Source organism: Nocardioides maradonensis (assembly GCF_054777115.1).
Map to the genome: position 1 here is coordinate 14,888 of NZ_BAAHAZ010000014.1, position 18,510 is coordinate 33,397.

The 18,510-nt window shown below is 72.0% G+C and carries 20 protein-coding genes and 1 pseudogene; 3 read left to right on the forward strand and 18 right to left on the reverse strand.

Going from position 1 to position 18,510, the window contains the following annotated elements:
• Positions 1-3: 3 nt before the first annotated feature.
• The 15 genes and pseudogenes from ACYVAQ_RS16675 to rimM all read right to left on the reverse strand — a co-directional run bounded on the left by ACYVAQ_RS16675 (position 4) and on the right by rimM (position 13,658).
• Positions 4-1,137 (reverse strand): DNA-processing protein DprA, encoded by a 1,134-nt coding sequence (locus tag ACYVAQ_RS16675; RefSeq protein ID WP_460791535.1) that lies wholly within the window; start codon positions 1,135-1,137, stop codon positions 4-6.
• On the reverse strand, positions 1,134-2,756 hold the full coding sequence (locus ACYVAQ_RS16680) for a YifB family Mg chelatase-like AAA ATPase (protein ID WP_460791536.1): 1,623 nt from the start codon (positions 2,754-2,756) through the stop codon (positions 1,134-1,136). The genes ACYVAQ_RS16675 and ACYVAQ_RS16680 overlap by 4 nt, the downstream gene beginning before the upstream one ends.
• Complete coding sequence (locus tag ACYVAQ_RS16685; protein ID WP_460791537.1) at positions 2,756-3,154, reverse strand: YraN family protein; 399 nt, start codon at positions 3,152-3,154, stop codon at positions 2,756-2,758. Before ACYVAQ_RS16685 ends, ACYVAQ_RS16680 begins: the two co-directional genes overlap by 1 nt.
• A 139-nt stretch (positions 3,155-3,293) precedes the next feature.
• Positions 3,294-5,072, reverse strand: coding sequence for a hypothetical protein (locus tag ACYVAQ_RS16690; RefSeq protein ID WP_460791538.1), 1,779 nt, complete (start codon positions 5,070-5,072; stop codon positions 3,294-3,296).
• A 1-nt stretch (position 5,073) separates the two neighbouring features.
• Positions 5,074-5,541 carry a TadE/TadG family type IV pilus assembly protein gene (locus tag ACYVAQ_RS16695; RefSeq protein ID WP_460791539.1) on the reverse strand — a complete coding sequence of 156 codons (468 nt, stop codon included), beginning with the start codon at positions 5,539-5,541 and terminating at the stop codon, positions 5,074-5,076.
• A 156-nt stretch (positions 5,542-5,697) separates the two neighbouring features.
• Positions 5,698-7,461 (reverse strand): pilus assembly protein TadG-related protein, encoded by a 1,764-nt coding sequence (locus tag ACYVAQ_RS16700; RefSeq protein ID WP_460791540.1) that lies wholly within the window; start codon positions 7,459-7,461, stop codon positions 5,698-5,700.
• A gap of 140 nt (positions 7,462-7,601) precedes the next feature.
• Positions 7,602-7,910: a DUF2469 domain-containing protein gene (locus ACYVAQ_RS16705; RefSeq protein ID WP_460791541.1), complete on the reverse strand. Its 309-nt coding sequence runs from the start codon at positions 7,908-7,910 to the stop codon at positions 7,602-7,604.
• Positions 7,907-8,596 (reverse strand): ribonuclease HII, encoded by a 690-nt coding sequence (locus ACYVAQ_RS16710; protein WP_460791542.1) that lies wholly within the window; start codon positions 8,594-8,596, stop codon positions 7,907-7,909. Before ACYVAQ_RS16710 ends, ACYVAQ_RS16705 begins: the two co-directional genes overlap by 4 nt.
• Complete coding sequence (gene lepB / locus ACYVAQ_RS16715; RefSeq protein WP_460791543.1) at positions 8,593-9,414, reverse strand: signal peptidase I; 822 nt, start codon at positions 9,412-9,414, stop codon at positions 8,593-8,595. Before lepB (ACYVAQ_RS16715) ends, ACYVAQ_RS16710 begins: the two co-directional genes overlap by 4 nt.
• A 36-nt stretch (positions 9,415-9,450) precedes the next feature.
• On the reverse strand, positions 9,451-10,269 hold the full coding sequence (lepB, locus tag ACYVAQ_RS16720) for a signal peptidase I (RefSeq protein WP_460791544.1): 819 nt from the start codon (positions 10,267-10,269) through the stop codon (positions 9,451-9,453).
• A 142-nt stretch (positions 10,270-10,411) separates the two neighbouring features.
• Complete coding sequence (rplS, locus tag ACYVAQ_RS16725) at positions 10,412-10,774, reverse strand: 50S ribosomal protein L19 (protein WP_460791545.1); 363 nt, start codon at positions 10,772-10,774, stop codon at positions 10,412-10,414.
• Between the two features lie 156 nt (positions 10,775-10,930).
• Positions 10,931-11,905: a hypothetical protein gene (locus ACYVAQ_RS16730; RefSeq protein WP_460791546.1), complete on the reverse strand. Its 975-nt coding sequence runs from the start codon at positions 11,903-11,905 to the stop codon at positions 10,931-10,933.
• Between the two features lie 38 nt (positions 11,906-11,943).
• Complete coding sequence (locus tag ACYVAQ_RS16735; RefSeq protein ID WP_460791624.1) at positions 11,944-12,411, reverse strand: GNAT family N-acetyltransferase; 468 nt, start codon at positions 12,409-12,411, stop codon at positions 11,944-11,946.
• 12 nt (positions 12,412-12,423) lie between these two features.
• A pseudogene (gene trmD / locus ACYVAQ_RS16740) lies at positions 12,424-13,098 on the reverse strand (tRNA (guanosine(37)-N1)-methyltransferase TrmD); the annotation flags it as partial.
• A complete protein-coding gene (rimM, locus tag ACYVAQ_RS16745) occupies positions 13,095-13,658 on the reverse strand; it encodes a ribosome maturation factor RimM (protein ID WP_460791547.1) in 564 nt (187 codons plus the stop codon). The gene rimM and the pseudogene trmD, both read right to left, overlap by 4 nt.
• Positions 13,659-13,695: 37 nt before the next feature.
• Here rimM and ACYVAQ_RS16750 point away from each other — a divergent pair, with 37 nt between their 5' ends.
• Positions 13,696-14,919, forward strand: a complete 1,224-nt coding sequence (locus tag ACYVAQ_RS16750) for a CoA transferase (RefSeq protein WP_460791548.1) — start codon at positions 13,696-13,698, stop codon at positions 14,917-14,919.
• Positions 14,920-14,970: 51 nt separating this feature from the next.
• Here the strand turns inward: ACYVAQ_RS16750 and ACYVAQ_RS16755 are convergent, their stop codons facing one another.
• Positions 14,971-15,210 carry an RNA-binding protein gene (locus ACYVAQ_RS16755; protein WP_460791549.1) on the reverse strand — a complete coding sequence of 80 codons (240 nt, stop codon included), beginning with the start codon at positions 15,208-15,210 and terminating at the stop codon, positions 14,971-14,973.
• A gap of 4 nt (positions 15,211-15,214) precedes the next feature.
• A complete protein-coding gene (gene rpsP / locus ACYVAQ_RS16760) occupies positions 15,215-15,706 on the reverse strand; it encodes a 30S ribosomal protein S16 (RefSeq protein WP_460791550.1) in 492 nt (163 codons plus the stop codon).
• Between the two features lie 187 nt (positions 15,707-15,893).
• Here rpsP and ACYVAQ_RS16765 point away from each other — a divergent pair, with 187 nt between their 5' ends.
• Positions 15,894-17,027: an FUSC family protein gene (locus tag ACYVAQ_RS16765; protein WP_460791551.1), complete on the forward strand. Its 1,134-nt coding sequence runs from the start codon at positions 15,894-15,896 to the stop codon at positions 17,025-17,027.
• A gap of 29 nt (positions 17,028-17,056) precedes the next feature.
• Positions 17,057-17,602, forward strand: coding sequence for a carbohydrate-binding protein (locus ACYVAQ_RS16770; protein ID WP_460791552.1), 546 nt, complete (start codon positions 17,057-17,059; stop codon positions 17,600-17,602).
• 124 nt (positions 17,603-17,726) lie between these two features.
• Here ACYVAQ_RS16770 and ACYVAQ_RS16775 read toward each other — a convergent pair whose 3' ends face one another.
• Complete coding sequence (locus ACYVAQ_RS16775) at positions 17,727-18,431, reverse strand: hypothetical protein (protein WP_460791553.1); 705 nt, start codon at positions 18,429-18,431, stop codon at positions 17,727-17,729.
• Between the last annotated feature and the right edge of the window lie 79 nt (positions 18,432-18,510).

Here is an 18,510-nt window from a genome sequence, read left to right on the forward strand (position 1 = left end):
CGATCAGCGTCGGGCCGACTCGGCGAGTCTCCAGCCGCCGGCGTCGCGCTCGACGTGGCCGGACTCCTCCAGCGCCGGCAGGGCGGCCAGCACCTCGGTCAGCTCGACGCAGGCCAACCGCGCGATCGACTCCGCGGCCACGGCCCGGTAGACAGGGACCGCGTCGAGGATCTGCCGGTCGCGCAGCTCGAGGAGGTCGCGCTCGTCGTCGGGGCCGCGCGGGAACTCGGTCAGGTTCGTGCCCATGTCGCCCACCAGCTCGAGCACGTCCGACGCGCAGGTGACGAGGGCGGCTCCACCGGAGCGGAGCTGGTGGTGGACACCGAGCGACGCGACGCTGGTGACCGGGCCGGGTACGCCCATCGCGATCCGCTGCAACCGCTGCGCCCAGTTCATGGTGTTGAGCGCCCCGCTGCGGGCCGCGGCCTCGACGACGACCGTTCCCCGCGACAGAGCCGCGATGAGCCGGTTGCGAGCCAGGAACCGGATGCGTTGTGGCGCACCGCCCATCGGCACCTCGGACACGACCGCGTGCTCGGCCCGGAGGCGGCGGAGCATCTCGGCGTGCCGGACCGGGTAGTCACGATCGACGCCGCACGCGAGCACCGCCACGGTCGGTGCGCCGACCGAGGCGGCGCCGCGGTGGGCGGCGTAGTCGATGCCGATCGCGGCTCCGGAGATCGTCGTGAGCCCTGCCCGTCCGATTCCGGAGGTGATGTCGACCGCGATCTGCTCGCCGTAGGCGGTCGAGTCACGAGAGCCCACGACGGACACCGACGCCGACAGCTGGTCCAACCGCAACGGCCCGGACACCCACAGGCCGATCGGCACTCCCCCGCGCAGCTGCACGGGCTCGGCGTCACCGAGGTCGTCGAGCTGCGCGGGCCACTCGTCGTCACCGGGCACGACGAAGCGGATCCCGTGTGCCTGGGCCCGCTCCAGCTCCGCGGCGCCGTCGGCTCCGACCAGGCGCGCACGTGCGGCCTCGAACTGCGGGTAGCGCTCCTCGTCGGCGATGCCCTCGACCAGGAGCTGGGCTCCTGCATCGGCAACCACGCTGAGCGAGCGCCAGTCCCCCGGTTCCAGGATGAGGCTCAGGGTCGCCCGTGCCACCCGTTCGGCGTCGGAGGCGCTCACCCGACCTCCTCCATCTCGGAGGCCGGCACTCGGTGCAGGACGCGTGAGGGCAGCGGCTTGCCGACGCGCAGCCGCATCGCGATGTCGACCTCGGCCGTCCCCGGCCGGATGTCGCGACCTTCCTGCACCGAGGTCAGGTCCGCGACGGTCCACGCCAGGCGCAGGACGCGGACGCCGCCGCGGGCACTCAGGCTGCCGCCGTACGTCGCCGTGTCGACCACCTTCTGCGCGGCCGGCGTGACGGCCCAGTCGTCCTTGAGCCGCGGGCCGGGGATCTGGCTGTTCAGCCGCCACCCGAGACCGGAGAAGCGGGCGAGCTGGCGGCGCCTGGCCTGTGCGACCCGGGCCGCCACCTCGGCCGACGTCTCGGCGGCATCGAACGGGTCCTCCGGCATCCGGGTCTGCGGACGCAGGTGGCGGACGATGTCGAAGCGGTCGACGATCGGCCCGGAGAACTTGCGTCGGTAGGTGCGTCGCAACGCCGCGTCGCAGGTGCACTTGTTGTGATCGCGGACGCTCGAGTAGTCGCCGCACGGGCACGGGTTGGCCGCGATGACCAGCAGGCACCGCGCCGGCAGCGTGACCGACTCCTCCCGGCGGGCGACCGTGATCTCGCCGGTCTCCAGCGGTTGTCGCAGCGCGTCGATGACGTCGGCCCGGAACAGGGGGAACTCGTCCATGAACAGCACGCCCCCGTGGCACTTGGACAGCTCGCCGGGCTGCACGCTGCCGTTCCCGCCGCCGATCAGGCTCGCCTTGCTCGCGTCGTGGTGCGGCGCGGAGTACGGCGGGCGGGTGAGCAGGCCGCCGGCCGGATCCAGGGTCCCGGCGAGCGAGTGGATCGCGGTGAGCTCGAGCGACTCCTCCGACAGCAGCTCGGGGAGGATCGTCGGCAGCCGCTCGACCAGGCTGGTCTTGCCGACGCCCTTCGGGCCGTCGAGCATCAGCGGGTGGCCGCCCGCGGCCGCGATCTCCAGCGCGTACTTCTCCTCGTCCATCCCCGACAGGTCGGCGAGGTCGAGCTCGTCGAGACGGGTGTCGCCGCGCCAGGCCAACAGGTGCGCGCCCGAGGCACCCGCCACCGGCGGCGCGACCGGGATCGGGTCGCCCTTGAGCACCGCGACGACCTGCGCCAAGGACCGGACGCCGATCACGGTCATGCCCGGCACCATCTCGGCCTCGCGGGCCTGCGGCTCCGGCACGATCACCCGGCGGATCCCGCGCTCGGCGGCCGCCATGACCATCGGCAGCACCCCAGACGCGGACCGAAGACCGCCGGACAGGCTCAGCTCGCCGACGAAGGCCGTGCCGAGCAGGCCGTCACCATCCACCTGCCCCGAGGCCGCGAGCACGGCGACGGCGATCGCGAGGTCGACGTGGGTGCCGGCCTTGGGCAGGTCGGCGGGCGAGAGCAGGATCGTCGTGCGGTAGCTGGCGGGCCAGTCGAGCCCCGAGTTCAGGATCGCCATCCGCACCCGCTCCGGCCCCTCGCGGAGCGATGCCTCTGCCCGCCCGACGAGGGTGATCCCGGCATGCCCCGAGGAGACGTCCACCTCCACGTCGACGAGGTGCCCCAGCGCGCCGCGCAGGGTGACCGTGTGGGCCGTGGCGGTCGACATCAGAGCAGCCCGCGGACGTGGTCGACCTGCGCCGGCCCGCGCCGCGGGCGCAACACCGCCACGAGGTCGATCCGGATGCCGTCGGGCCGGATGCCACGGTCGCGCGCCCACCTCTCGCCGAGCCGCTTGAGCCGGGCCAGCTTGGCGTCGGTCACCGCCTCGTGGGGAGTGCCGGCGATCGTGCTGCTGCGCGTCTTGACCTCGCACACGACCAGCGTGCTGCCGTCGCGGCAGACCAGGTCGACCTCGCCGATCTCGCAGCGCCAGTTGCGTTCCAGCACCGCGTAGCCGAGTCCGTGCAGGTAGCGCGCGGCCACCTCCTCGCCGTACTCCCCCAGTGCCTTGCGCGACGCCGCGGTCGCGCGGTGCGGCTGGGATGTCACTGCCATGTCCGTCATGACCCACCTCCTGCGGACCACCCTGGTCAGGGGTGCCGACAGCGGCGGGAGGTGCAGCGGCGGCCTGTGGAGGCGCTGCGTCGTCCACAGGAGCCACCGCGTCGAGCGGCTCGGGGTGGGGCAGGTGTGACCGGTGAGGTCAGCCGACCAGCTTCGGCTTCCCGCACGTCGGGGCGTTGCCGAAGACGTCGGCACCGCCCAGGCTCAGCCCGAGCAGTCCCTCGACCGGCTGCAGCAGCGTCGTGTTGGCCTTGGTGAGGACGGGGCCGAGCACCTGGTTGGTCAGCGAGCTCACCAGGTTCGAGGTGAGCGTGGTGACCTGGGCGAGGCTGAGCGTGGTCTCGGTCAGCGACAGGCCGAGGATGCCCGTGTAGGCGTGGATCGTCAGCGGCGTGGTCCACGTGACGGTCGTGTTGGTGGTGTTGAGCCCGAGATCACCCGACCCCGTGTCGGTGGCCGTGCTCCACTTGCCGGGATCGAGGGGGTTCGGCGGGAACTGCGGCGTGACCGTCTTGGTCGTCGCCGGGTCGGTCGTGCTGGCGGCGATCTGCACGGTGCCCGTCACCGTCACCTTCACGACGCTGCCCAGCAGGCCGAGCAGACCGCTGAGGAGCGAACCGAGCGCTCCGCTGTCGGTGATGCTGCCGCTGATCGAGAGCGTCTGGCCGACCGATGCGCCGACCAGCGCGCTCGTGGCCCCGATCGTGTCGCCGCTGGGGTTGGCGACGGTGCCGGCGCCGCAGGTGACTCCGTTCAGGGCCGCCTTGGCGCTGGCGGCGTTGAGCGTGACGGTGGTGCTCCCTCCGACGGTGAGCCCGGTCAACCCGGCAGTGGTGCTCGGGACCGTCGCCGCCACCGAGACGGTCGCCTGAGCCGTGCTGGCCCTGGCCTCCGGAGACCCCGCGGCGCCGCAGCCGACCTGCGGGGCCTGGATCAGCGTGAGCTTCCCGGTCGCGCTGACCAGTCCCAGGTTGGCGGAGAGGCTCGGGATGTCCACCCCGGTGCTTCCGTTCGCGATCGCAGCGGACGCCTGCAGCAGCCCGAGGGCGTCCACGCTGGCCGTCTCGGCGGCGCCGGATCCCGAGGCCGCGCTGACCAGGCTGCCGAGCGTGATGTTGTGCGCCACCGTGATGCTGGCCGCGACGGTGTTGAGGACCGAAGCCGCGGCGGTGTTGCCGGACTGCTGGAGCACCTGGGCTGAGGCGAGGTAGACACTCTTCAGGCTGACGCTGGTCCTCAGCAGCTGGTCGACGGTTCCGAGCCCGAGCTGGGTGGCGAGCCCGAGGAGGCTGACGTTGGCGCTGGCCAGCCCCTGGTAGCTGACGGCGTCCAGGTTCAGGTTGCCACCGAGCGCCTTGTTGACCACGGCGTTGAGGATCGGTGAGTTCGACGACGTGATGCGGGCGGCGTAGGAGCCGACCTTGACGCAGGCCGTGTTCGACGCCGTTCCGTACGCCGTGCGGTTGGCGTTGCCCGAGCTCGTGCCGGTGATGCCGCCGAAGGCGAATCCCACGGTGGTCTGCGCATCGACCTTCACCGCTGTCGGGACGCCGGAGGTGATCGCGGTGAAGTGCGGCGTGGACGCGGCGTTCCAGGTGCCGAGGGTGACGGTGAGGACCGGCAGGTGGTTGCCGTACCCGATCACGCTCTGGTTGCGGGCCTCGCTCTTGGCCGCGAGCCCCGCCATCATCGGGTTCAGGGTGGCGTAGCTGCGACCGTTCAGCTCGCGCGCGAGGTCCATGGCGACGACGTCGGCGAGCGACTGCATGTCCGCGCGGCCGACCCGCTGCTGCCCGATGTCGACCGTGAACGCGGCCGCGCCCAGGACCAGGACCATCATCAGGCCGACGAGCACCGCAACCGCGCCGCGCTCGTCACGACGGCGGAACCGACGCAGCCGGTCGCCGATGCGACGCACCTCAGTTCTCCCGCGCCGTCGCCGAGTAGGCCAGCGTCGACGGCATCACCATGTTGACGAACGGCAGGGACAGCATCGGGTGCGCCCGGTAGGGGTAGCTGACGGTCAGCGTGGAGCAGGTGTGCGTGGCGTCGTTCGAGCAGGGCGCCTCGGTGTAGGTGCAGGTGACGTTCGAGGCTCCGCAGGACAGCGCCACGCCGCCGACCTTCAGCGCGCCGAGCGCGCTGCTGGCCGCGTTCGTGGCGTCGGTGCCGCGGACCGTCGAGGACGCACCCGACGACAGGGCCCCGGCGCGGGCTCCCTCGGTCGCCGCCTGGCTCATGGTCTGGCGGAACGAGAGCATCATGCCGAAGGCGATGATGCCGAAGATGATGAGCAGCAGGAACGGCACGACGAGTGCGAACTCGACCGCCGACGCGCCGCGGTCGTCCTCACGGCGACGTACCGACGCACACCTCGATCGCGCCATGGCAATCCCCCGCTCTCTTCCGCTCCCCGGCGCCCCCTACCCACGGCGCACTGGGGGGATCGTAGATCCGCCGACAGGCGCCGGGTAACGGTCTGCAGCACATTTCAGACGGTCGGGCCGAAGGTCCTAGTCCGAACGGGCTAGGGACCCGCCGGTTCAGCCGACCAGGCGTGGCCTGCTGCAGGTCGGAGTGGGTACGCCGAACAGGTCAGCGCCCGCGAAGCGGATGCCGAGCAGCTGCGCGACCGGCGTCAGCGCGCTGTTCAGGTTGCCCACGACCTCGACCAGGGAGGTGCCGATGACGCTGGACGTCGCGGCCGTGATGATCGAGCTGAGGTCGAGCTTCGTGATGTCCACGGCGGCGGTGACGTTGACGCCGGCGACCTTCGCCACGAGCGTGGCCGAGCTGTTCGCGAGGTCGACCGACACGTTCGGAGCGGCGAGGCCGAGGTAGGAGGACGAGGACCCCGGGCTGGGCTGAGGGTCGTTGTAGTTGTGCGGCGGGACGTCGTACAGCGTGTCCTGGGTGCCGCCCTGGGCGGCCGTCTCGACGTACGACGACGCCTTCATCGCGAGGTGCAGCTGGACCTGGAGGTTCGCCGCGGTCTTGAGCACCGGCGGCACCAGGGCGGCCGGCACGATGCCGGTGGCGCTGATCGTGCCGTTGAGCTGGAACGGGAGGGTGACCGCCAGCTTGGTGAACCGGGTGCTGACCCGGACGCGGGTCTCGGTCAGGCTCGAGGAGCAGGTCATCCCGGTCAACGTGCCGGAGGCGCCGCCGAGCTCCCCGTCGACGGCGATGGACGCCTGCTTGGTCGTGGGGTCGGTGGCGTTGCTGTCGGACAGCCCGGCCACGCTGTTGGGGAGGTTGAACCCGATCGAGGTGATCAGCTGCACCTGACCGGTCGACGCGGTCGCCGTGCCGGGCAGCCCGCAACCCTGCTTCGGCGCCTCGATGACGGTCAGCGCGATGTCGCCGTTGGAGGCGTGCGGGGCGCTCCAGACGACCCCCGTGTGCAGCAGGTTGTTGTGGTCGGCGATGTTGGCGATGAGCGCCGCACCGAGGGCGGCGCCGCCGAGCAGGTCGACGGCGTTGATCGCGGCACCGGCTCCCTGGCCGTTCCCGACGCTCAGGATGTTGCCGATGTTCGCGACGACGGTCGCGGACACCTTGGCGGCGATCTGGCCCATGACCGCACCGGCACTGGTGTCGCCCTTGGCGTTCAGCACCCGGGCGCTCGCGGCGAACAGGTTCTTCACCGACACGTTGCCCTGCTCGACCAGCGCCTCGGGTGTCCCGACGCCCATCTGGGCGGCGAGCGCGTCCAGGTTGATGCTCGAGTTGATCAGGCCCATGTAGCCGACCGAGTTCATGCTGATGCCGAGCGCGCTGCTGCTGCCGAGCATGCTCTCGAAGACCCTGGCGATCGTGCTGTCACCGGTGCGCAGCGAGGCCGCGAAGGACCCGAGCCGGAAGCACGCGTTGGAGGACGTGTTCGCGATGGCGGCGCGACTGGTCGATCCGCCGTGCGAGCCGATGATGCCGGCGAAGGCGAAGGAGACGTTCGTCCCCACGCTGACCCGTACGGCGGTCGGCGAGCCGGTCGTCAGGAGGACGAACTGCCCGCCGGAGGACGTCGTTCCGAGCTGGACCGTCGCGGTCGGCCGGGTCCCGACGGTCGTGGTGTTGCGGGCGATGGAGGCCACGGCGTCGGCGTTCACGACCGGCTGCAGCTGGGCGACGCTGCGCCCGTCGAGGTCGCGCACCAGGTCGAGGGCGACGACGTCGGCCAGGCTCTGCATGTCCGTGCGGGCGACACGCAGCGTGCCGATGTCCATGACCGTCGCCGCGACGGCCATGACGATCACCAGTCCGAACGCCGCCACGACCGCGACGGCGCCTCGCTCCTCCTTGAGCACCGAAGTCCTCCCTGCGCCTTCCCCGCCGACGACGGTAGGTCGGCCCGGGAGGTCGGGACAGGGCAGCCGGGCAAGTCAGGACCCACCGTCCTGCGGATACAGGACCGACGTCCTGCAGCGGTCGGACGAACGGAGGAGGCTCAGGCCTTCGGGGGCTCGAAGTCGGAGTTCGCGAGCTCCTCGACGTTGACGTCCTTGAACGTCAGCACCTTGACGTTCTTGGCGAAGCGGGCCGGTCGGTAGATGTCCCAGACCCAGGCGTCGTTGATCGTCACCTCGAAGAAGACGTCGCCGTTCTCCGAGCGGGCCTTCACGTCGACGGAGTTGCAGAGGTAGAAGCGCCGGTCGGTCTCGACGACGTACTTGAAGATGCCGATGACGTCGCGGTACTCGCGGTAGAGGTTGAGCTCCTGCTCGGTCTCGTACTTCTCGAGGTCCTCGGCACTCATGCGGGCGAGCCTAGTGGTTCGACGGGCTGCACCCCAGGAAGGGACCACGACGTGCGGTGGTGGCAGGTCGGGCCGAGCTCGGCGAGCGCCGCGATGTGCTCGGGCGCCGAGTAGCCCTTGTTGTCCGCCCAGCCGTACGCCGGGTGGTCGGCCGCCATCCCGACCATGATCTCGTCACGGGCGGTCTTGGCCAGGATGCTCGCCGCGGCGACGGCTGCGCACCGCAGGTCGGCCTTGATCATCGTGCGCACCGGCGGGAAGTCGGCGAGCAGGTCCGGCGGCGGCAGCAGGGTGTCCTGCTCCGGCGGCGAGAGGTAGTCGTGGTTGCCGTCCAGCAGCACCAGGTCAGGACGGACGGCGAGCTGCGCCAGGGCGCGGTGTCCCGCCATCCGCATCGCGGTCATGATCCCGAACTCGTCGATCTCCAGCGAGCTGGCGTGCCCGACGCCGTACGACGCCGCCCACCGCCGGATCCGCGGGGCCAGCCGCCGGCGTACGTCGGCACTGAGCAGCTTGCTGTCGCGCACCCCCTGCGGCGCCGTGCGGGTGGCGAGGTCGACCGTCACCACGGCGACGGTGACCGGGCCGCACAGCGCGCCGCGGCCGACCTCGTCGACCCCCGCGACGAGGGTGCGGCCGTCGCGCAGCAGCTGCCGCTCGACCCGCAACGACGGCGCCACGCTCATGATGCGTCCGGGACGTCCTTGAACGCGGCGGGGCGGCCGATCCAGGTCCACCGGGACTTCGGCCAGACCAGCGCGAACACCTTGCCCACCACGGAGTCCTCCGGGACCCAGGGGCTCTTCGTGCAGGGGTCCTCGGCGGGGTTGCACAGGTGGGCGCGGGAGTCGGCCGAGTTGTCGCGGTTGTCCCCGAGCACGAACAGCTTGCCCTGGGGCACCGGGCCGATCGTCCAGTCGCAGCGACCCGCGAGGGCGGTGCCCTTCTTCGCGGTGCCTTCGAAGAGCGCGGCGTCGCAGGGATCGGTGCTGCCCTGCTTCATGAACGACGACTCGTCGACGGCCTGGCCGTTGATCTCGAGCTCGCCACGGGCGTTGCAGCAGTGGATCGTGTCGCCCGGGACACCGATCACCCGCTTCACCAGGTGGCCGCCGGTCGGGTACAGCCCGATCTTCGCCAGCAGGCTGGCGAGCCCGGTCGGGCCGGCGTCCTCGCTGGGGTCCAGCCAGTTGCCGGGGTCGGAGAAGACGATGACGTCACCGCGCTGCGGGCTGCCCGCGAACCAGTACGACGGCTTCTCGACCAGGATCCGGTCGTTCTGGATCAGGCCCGGCTCCATCGACGCCGACGGGATGTAGAAGGCCTGGACGAAGAACGCCTTGATGACGATCGCCAGGCCCAGCGCGATCACGAGCAGCAGGATGCTCTCCTGCCAGACCGGCAGGTGCTTCTTGTGGGAGTGACGCGGCTGCTGGGCGGTGGTGGAGCCGGCCGGTTCGCCCGGGCTCTCCTCGTCGGGGCCCAGCGCGTCGTCGGTCGTCACGCCCCGAAGTCTAGGAGCACGCCGGTCGGATCCCCGCTACCGGGCCGCGGGATCGGGTACGCCGGCGAAGGCCTGCGCCCGCCCGATCCAGGTCCAGCGCGACCTCGGCCAGACCAGTGCGAACACCTTGCCGACGACGTCGCGCTCCGGGACGAACTGGACGTTGCCGCAGCCCTCGTCTGCCGGCCTGCACAGGTGCGCACGGCCGTCCTCGCTGTTGGAGCGGTTGTCGCCGAGCACGAACAGCTGACCGGACGGGATCGGGCCCAGCGTCCAGTCGCAGGGCGCCGCGAACGGCGTGCCGCGGGCCGTCAGGCTCGGGCTCAGCGGCGCGTCGCACTCTCCGGGCCCGGGGTCCTGGTTGAGGAACGCGCTCTCGTCGACCGGGGTGCCGTTGATCTCGAGCTCGCCCTGTCGGGTGCAGCAGTGGACGGTGTCGCCGGGGAGCGCGATGACGCGCTTCACGAGGTGGCCGCCGCTCGGGTAGAGACCCACCTTCGACAGCAGACCCTGGACGCCGGTCGGGCTGACGTCCTCGCTCGCCGGCAGCCAACCGCCGGGGTCGGAGAACACGACCACGTCGCCGCGCTGCGGGCTGCGCCCGAACCAGTACGACGGCTTCTCGACCAGCACCCGGTCGTTCTGCGGGTAGCCGGGACCTCCCTGCAACCCGGGGACCATCGATGCCGACGGGATGTAGAAGGCCTGCAGGAAGAACGCCTTGACCACGATCGCGAGCCCCAGGGCGAGCACCAGCAGCAGGATCGTCTCCTGCCAGACAGGCAGCTTCCTGCGACGTACGCGATCCCTCCAGCCGGCACGCGGCGCACGCGCCTGCCCGGTCTCCACTCCCATGGCGGCGAGTGTAGGCAGAAAAGCGACGACGCCCCGACCCAGCGGGTCGGGGCGTCGTCGGAGAGCTGAGAGGCTCAGGCCTCTCACTGGTCAGATCGGGCGTCGCTTCGCTCCGCCGATCAAGGAGTGACCAGTGCGAGGCTCACGCCTCGCGACGCTCCTTGATCTTGGCCTTCTTGCCGGTGAGGTTGCGCAGGTAGTAGAGCTTCGCTCGGCGCACGTCACCGCGGGTGACGACCTCGATCTGCTCGAAGATCGGCGAGTGGAGCGGGAAGGTCCGCTCGACACCCACACCGAAGGAGACCTTGCGGACCGTGAAGGTCCGGCCGATGCCGCTGCCGTGGACGCGGATCACGATGCCCTGGAAGATCTGGACACGGGACCGGCTGCCCTCGATGACCTTGACGTGGACCTTGACGGTGTCACCGGCGCGGAAGTCCGGGATGTCGGTGCGCTTCGCGGCGTTGCCGAGCTCGGTCACGGCCGAGGGGGTCGGGATGCTCATGGTGTCTCCTCGCAGATGCCACAGGTCAGCCGCGGATTGTCGGTGTTCAACGATTGCGGTGGCGTCGAACGGCATTTCCCCTGTGGCAGAAGCGTCCGTACGCCGACAGGCGATCCTCCCACAGCCCGGCCGCCGAGCGGAAATCCGAGCGGCCGCTCAGTCCCCGAGCACGTCGGCCAGGCGCTGGTTCTCGCCGCCGGTCAGGTGGGTGATCGTGCCGTCGTGCAGCCGACCCTCGTCGGCGTACGCCCGCAGCTGGGTGCGGCTGTAGGGGCCGTGGTCGGCGCCTTGGACCGTCACGAACCAGACCCGCTCGTGGTCGGCGGGGCGGCCGGCAGGCGCGGCGTCGGGCTCGGTGTCGGCGGTGCCGGCGGTGCCGGCGGTGTCGGCGGCCGCCGGCTCCGGGTCGGCGGCGGGCGCCGCCTCGACGGGCTCGGGCTCCGGCGCCGTACCGAGCGGCGCCGGCACGTCGCGCGGCTCGGTGAGCGGCGGGGCCTCGCGCTCGGGCTCGGTGCCGGCCCCGGCCGCACCGGCGGTCGCCGGGGCGTCCGGTGCCACCACGTAGCGGTAGTCGGCCTGCGGTGCGGCGACGTAGGCGTAGCCGAGGCCGCTCGACGGAGCCCGACGCCCGGAGCCGGTCGCCAGGGCCAGGAGCCAGGCCAGCAGGACCACGACGGCGAGCGGGAGCAGCAGGTACTCGGCGAAGAACCACCACCGCTGGAAGCCGATGTCGGCCGGGAGGTCGTGCCAGGTGAGCCCGTAGCGGTAGTTCTGCCACAGCGAGGGGCCGTCCCCGAACCACGGCACGTGGAACTTCACGTTGTCGATGATGAGCGCGACGAACGTCGCCGCGATCGAGAGCAGGACGGCCAGACCGCCCAGGTGGAGCGCCGAGCGGCTGCGCAGACCGGCGATCCCGCAGGGAACGGCGAGGACACCGACCACCGCGGCCGCGAAGCTCAGCAGCACCGACCACGCCGCCCAGGAGTCGAGCGTCGACGGCCAGAGGTCGAGCTTGTGGTTGATCTCGATCTGGGCGATGACGGACGCCACCGCGACCGCACCCCAGATGATCATCAGAACCGCGCACAGAGCTGCGATCGGCTGCAGCTTCGCCCCACCAGCGGACACGAAGCGAAACCTACCGCCGATCCGGCCCGACCTGCTCCCTAGCCTCGCCGTTTGGTCAGCACCACCGCGCCGTCCGGGGCGTGCGCGCCGCGGCGGAGCCGGAAGCCGGCCTTCCGGTAGAGCCGCTGGTTGCGCTCGCTGAGCGCCCCCGTGAATAGCTGGTACGACGTCGCCGCGGCGGGCGCGACCTCCTGGATGTGCTCGAGCAGCCGGCGGCCGAGGCCGGTGCCCTGCAGGTCCGGGGCGACCATGATCCGGCCGATGTCCCAGGTCCTGCCCTCGAGCCGGCCGCGCGCCGCCCCGACCAGCCGTCCGGCCCGGCGCACCACGTAGGTGTCCCACTCCCCCAACCAGGCGCGGACGTCGTCGTACGACTCGTGCAGAGCGGGGATGTCGAGCCGGTCGTTGGCCAGCGCCTCCTGCACCCAGCAGGCGCGCTGCAGGGTGAGGATCTCGGCCGCGTCGGCGGGCGTCGCGCGCACGATGGGGGTGCCGTCGTCCAGCACGGAGGGGGCCAGCAGGTCGGGACGGCGCTCGGCGGTACGGCGTACCGACTGCTCGTGGCGCCACTGCTCGATCCGGGCGTGGTCGCCGGACAGCAGCACCTCGGGGATCTCCCTGCCCTGCCAGGTGCGGGGCTTGGTGTAGACGGGGTACTCCAGCAGGCCGGAGGCGCTGTGCGACTCCTCCACCAGGGACGCGGCGTTGCCCATGAAGCCCGGCAGGAGCCGCACGACGGCCTCGGTGATGGCGAGCGCGGCCACCTCGCCGCCGTTGAGGACGTAGTCGCCCAGGCTGATCTCGCGGACCTCCGCGACGTCCCGGGCGTGGTCGATGACCCGCTGGTCGATGCCCTCGTAGCGCCCGCACGCGAACAGCAGCCGGTCGCGAGTGGCGAGCTCCTCGGCGAGGCGCTGGGTCATCGGCTCGCCGGACGGCGTCGTGAAGATCACCGTCGTCTGCTCGTCGACCCCCAGCTCGGCGAAGGCCTCACCGAACGGCTCGGGCTTCATCACCATGCCGGCGCCGCCGCCGTACGGCGTGTCGTCGGTCTTGTGGTGCCGGTCGTGGGTCCACCGACGCAGGTCGTGGACGTGGATGTCGAGAAGGCCCGACTCGACCGCCTTGCCGGGCAGCGAGAGCCGCAGCGGGGCGAGGTAGTCGGGGAAGATCGTGAGGTAGTCGAGCCTCACTCCTCGACCTCCTCGATCTCCTCCTCGGGCAGCGGGTGCACCAGGCCGGGGCGGTCGGCGATGACCAGGCGCCCGCCGTCGAGGTCGACCTCGGGCACGAGCTGGTGGACGAACGGCACCAGCACGTCCCTCTTGTCGAGGGTGCGGATCTGGAGCAGGTCCTGGGCGCCGTGGGTGAGGCCGGTGACCTCGCCGAGGTGCGTCCCGTCCGTGTCGTACGCCGCCAGCCCGATCAGCTGGTGGTCGTAGAACTCCTCGGGGTCCTCGGGGCGCTCGGTCTCGTCGACCCGCGCCCGCAGCACCACGCCGCGGGCGGCCTCGGCGGCGTTGCGGTCGGGCAGCTCGGCGAAGGTCGCGAGGAGCACGCCCTGGTGCCAGCGGGTGCGGTTCACGGTCAGCGCGGTGTGCGGGAAGGCCGAACCGCGGGGTGCCTGGGCGAGCAGGACCGCTCCGGCGGCGTACCTCTTGTCGGGCTCGTCGGACCGCACGTCGACGGTCACCTCACCCCGGATGCCGTGCGGCTTGCCGATCCGACCGACGACGACCTCCACCGTGCTCATGGCGGGCATTCTTCCCGACGGCTGCGAGACTCGGGGAATGACGTCGGCCTGGCTCGCCGCGACCCTGCCGGTCCTCGACCTGGCGGAGATGTCCGTGCGCGCCGTGGGAGCGGCCGCCGTCCGCGCAGGAGCGAGCGAGGCGGTGGCTGCGGCCCCGGAGCCCGAGCGGCTCGCGGCCTCTTTCGGCAGCGACCGGCTCTTCCGCGACGGCGGTCGACAGGTCGACGCCTTCGCCCCGCTCTCGGGCTTCTTCGAGGCCGCCGACGGCTGGGTGCGCACGCATGGCAACTACCCGCACCACGCGGCCCGCCTCGCCGCGGTCCTGGGCCTGCGAGCGCCCGAGCGGGAGTCGGTCGCCGCAGCCGTCCGCGAGCGGTCGGCCGCCGACCTCGAGGAGGAAGCGGCGGATGCGGGCGCGATCCTGGTCCGTGTCCGCGACGAGGCGGAGTGGCGAGCCAGCGCGATGGGGCGCGCGGCCGTGGGGCCGCCGGTGCTCTCCGTGCGCCGCCGCGACGTGTCCGGCCGGCGACGCCCCCTCGCCGGCGGTCCGCGGCCGCTCGCGGGGATCCGCGTGCTCGACCTGACCCGGGTGCTCGCCGGCCCCATCTGCACGCGCACGCTCGCCCTGCTGGGGGCCGACGTCCTGCGGGTGGACCCTCCGGACCCGGCCGAGATCGAGTGGCAGCACCTCGACACCGGCCAGGGCAAGCGGTCGGCGATCCTCGACCTGCACGCGCAGCGGGAGGCAGCCCAGGAGCTGCTCAACGCGGCCGACGTGCTGGTCACCGGTTACCGGCCGGGCGCGATCGAGGCCTTCGGGCTGCGGCTGCCCGATGGTGCCGTGCACGCGCGGATCAACGCCTGGGGCGACGACGGCCCGTGGGCGCTGCGGCGCGGCTTCGACTCGATCGTCCAGGCGGCGAGCGGCATCGCGATGATCGAGGGGGACGGCTCCCCGGGAGCGCTTCCGGTCCAGGCGCTCGACCACGCCTCGGGCTACCTGCTGGCGGCCGGCGTGGTCGACGCGCTGGTCGACCGGGCGGCCGACGGCGAGGGGCGCGACGTCGCCGCGGCCCTCGCGCGCACGGCCCAGTGGCTGCTCGACGCCCCCGGTCGCGTGCCGGAGCACCCGCCCGCCGGCGTACCGACCTCGGTGGTGCGGCACGGCACGCGCATCACCGCCCCACCCGCGCTCCCCGGGTACGACGACTACCCCAGGCCCGCGCGTCCCTGGGGCGGGGACGAGCCGGCCTGGACCTGAAAAGCAGCCAGCCCCGCACCGAGGTGCGGGGCTGGCTGCTGGTGCTTCGAGTCAGCGACGGTCGGTGTCGACGAAGTCGACCCGCGCGCCGTCCTTGCCCGCGAGGGCGGAGATGACGGTGCGGAACGCGGTCGCGGTGCGACCGCTGCGACCGATCACCTTGCCGAGGTCGTCGGGGTGGACCCGGACCTCGAGCACGGAGCCGCGGCGCAGCTGCTTGTCGCGGACCACGACGTCGTCGGGGTGGTCGACCACTCCGCGGACGAGGTGCTCCAGCGCCTCAGCCAGCATCGGCTCAGGCCTCGGTGGACTCGGGCGCGTCGGCGAGGGCAGCCACGTCGGCGGCCTCCTCCTCGGCGGCGAGGTTCTCGACCATGGCCTCGACCTCGGCCTTGGCCTCGGGCGTGCCGGCCTTCACCGTGGTGGCGGCCTTCGGGGCCTCACCGTCGCCGGCCTTGAGTGCCTCGTTGAAGATCTCGAGCTTGTCGCGCTTCGGCTCCTTGACCTTGAGGGTGCCCTCGGCACCGTCGAGGCCCTTGAACTTCTGCCAGTCACCCGTGACCTTGAGGATGGCCTCGACGGCCTCGGTCGGCTGCGCGCCGACGGACAGCCAGTGCTGCGCCCGGTCGGAGACGACGTCGATGTACGACGGGTCCTCCTTGGGGTGGTACTTGCCGATCTCCTCGATCACGGCGCCGTCGCGCTTCTTGCGCGAGTCGACGACGACGATGCGGTACTGCGGCACCCGGACCTTGCCCAGGCGCTTGAGACGAATCTTGACGGCCACGGTTGTGGTGTCTCGCTTTCAGACTTGTGTGTGGGTGAGGCGCTCGGTCCAGGTGGGGAACACCGGCTCTGCGTCTCGAGGGTGCTGGGCCGCCCGGTTGAGAGGGTTCCGGACGACACAGAACTCAGCGGTCGATTCTGCCAGACACCCCGAGGTGGTCGAAATCGCCAGCCACTAGTTTTGCGGGGTGAGCTCGCCGCTGTCCCCCACCGTCTTCTTCGACCGGTGGATGGCGCGGGGACGGACGTCCTTCGGCGCCCGGGTGACGCGGCTGCGGTCGGCGTCCTGGCAGGTCGGCCAGTGCGCCCTGGCGGCCGGGCTCGCCTGGTGGCTGGCCCACGACGTGCTGCACCACAACCGGCCGTTCTTCGCGCCCGTCGCAGCGGTGGTCGGGCTCGGTACGTCGTACGGACAACGACTGCGGCGGGTCGGCGAGATCACCGTCGGCGTGGCCGTCGGCGTCTTCCTCGGGGACCTCTTCACGCACCTGCTGGGCAGCGGGCCGTGGCAGCTGACGCTGCTCGTCGCCGGCGCGATGTCGACAGCGCTGCTGCTCGACGCCGGGGTGCTGTTCGTCAACCAGGCGGCCGTCCAGTCGATCGTCGTCGCGGTCGCGCTGCCGAACAACGGCGGCGGGGCGTTCACCCGGTGGACCGACGCGCTGATCGGCGGCGCGGTCGCCCTCGTGGCTGCGAGCGTCGTCCCCGCCACGGCGCTGCGCCGACCCCACCAGCAGGCAGCGCGGGTGGCCTCGGCGATCGCCTCCCTGCTGCGGGCGGCGGCCGACTGCATGACCGACGCCGACTTCGACCACGCCCTGTCGGCGCTCACCGACGCGCGCGCCACCGACCGGCTCGTGAGCCAGCTCAAGGTCGCCGCCGGCGAGGGGCTCTCGCTCGTCGCCTCCTCACCGTTCCAGCGACGCCGGCACGGCCCGACCGTCCGCAAGCTGGCCGAGATCGTCGACCCGCTCGACTTCGCCCTGCGCAACACCCGGGTGCTGCTGCGGCGGGTGGCGGTGGCGACGTACCGCGCCGAGGCCCTGCCCGCCGCGTACGCCGAGGCCGCCCGCGCCCTGGCCGACCAGGTCGACGTCGTCGCGGCCGAGCTCGGTGCCGGGCACGCGATCGACGACGCCCGCGAGGGGCTGATCCACTTCGGGGAGTCCACCTCGCGGCTCCCCCGCACTCCCGAGCTCTCCGGCGAGGTCGTGCTCGCCCAGCTGCGCTCCATCACCGCGGACCTGCTCGCGTGCGCCGGACTGGACCCGGTGGCCGCGACGGAGGCGATCCCGCCCCTCGTGGGTCCCGACAGCGTGTGACCTCTGGGTCGGGCGGGCAGGGTCGGAGCGTGACCGTGCCTCCGCCGTACCTCTCCGCACCGGTGAGACGCCGACCGCGCTTCGTGTGGTTCTTCGTCGGAGGCGGCCTGCTCGTCCTGGCGCTGTCCTGCTTCGTGACCGGTCTGGTGCTGACGCTCCATCGTGCCACCGCCACCGACGCGGTCATCCCGGCCGACGGGACGTACCACGCCGTGACAGTCCCCGCGGGTGGCCGGCGGGCGCTGTACGTCGGGCCCACGGCACCTGCGACCCACTGCGACGTCACCCAGGACGACGGGCGTCAGCTCGTCCCGGGCCGACCTCGGATGACCTCGACGGTCACCGTCGACGGTCGCACCTGGGTCGCGATCGGCTCCTTCACCCCGACCACCGCGCACGTCGAGGTCAGCTGCACCGCCTCCGGCGCTGGCCGGGTCGATGTGCGGGTCGGTGCCGAGCTGGGGGCCGGGTTCGTCGTGGGGATCCTGGTGACGATCCTGCTCCCCCTCCTGCTGGGTCTGGCCGGGGGCGTGGTGCTGCTGGTCACGATCATCCGGCGGGTCACCAGCGGGTGATCCAACCGGGGTCGAGGACGTTGCTCTGCAACCGTCGCGAGACCTGGTGACGAGTCGTGATCCCACGCGGCACCCGCGAAGCCGAACCCATCCAGGCAGACGACGGCACCATCGTCGGCGAGCTCTACGGGGACTGAGCCGCGCCGATCACGTGAGCGCTGGGACAGCGCTCGGCAAGTAGTGCCAGCAGCTCCGGCGCGTCGACGGCCACCAGCATCAAGCGCATCGTCAGACCCAGCCTGCCCCAACGCATCGGACGCTCCACGGATGCCTGCAGCTCGATGGCGGTGCCGCTCACTCGGAATCGCTCGACGTCGTCGTAGCGGACATGCCGACGGAATGGCCCACGCACGATCACACGATCCTCGGTGAGCCAGTACGGCGTGCCACTGCCGCACCACGCGCACGCAGCGGCCGGCAGAAATCCGACGAGGGGCAGCAGCAGCGCAGCGGCGCGATTCATCTCGCGGTCGGTGAGACCGGTGAGAAGCACGAAGGCGCCCAGGACCGCCAAGATCGAGGCGAGCAGCAGCCACACATCGCTCGCGTCCAACCCGATCCGATCACCTCGCCGGAACGCGCCGAAGGGCAGGCCGTCCGCCCCGTCGCGGTCCGTCAGCTCGGCGAGTTCGTGGCGGTGCACCCTGTCGACGGCGCGCAGTGCCCATACGGCCGCTCCGAGACCAGCGACCACCAGCAGACCGCTGAGGGCGACCGCGACCGGCCGTCCCCCAAATACGCCGCGCGCGCTCGCCAGCGCCACCACCGAGCCGGCCAACCCCGCGACCATGACCCTCCGTGTGCGGGGCAGCTGGTGCTTGCTGGGCATGGCGCGAGCCTAGGACCCGACCCGGGACCCCCTGGTCATTGCGGACCCCTCGCCTGTGACCGAGCGCCCGTGTCGGCCG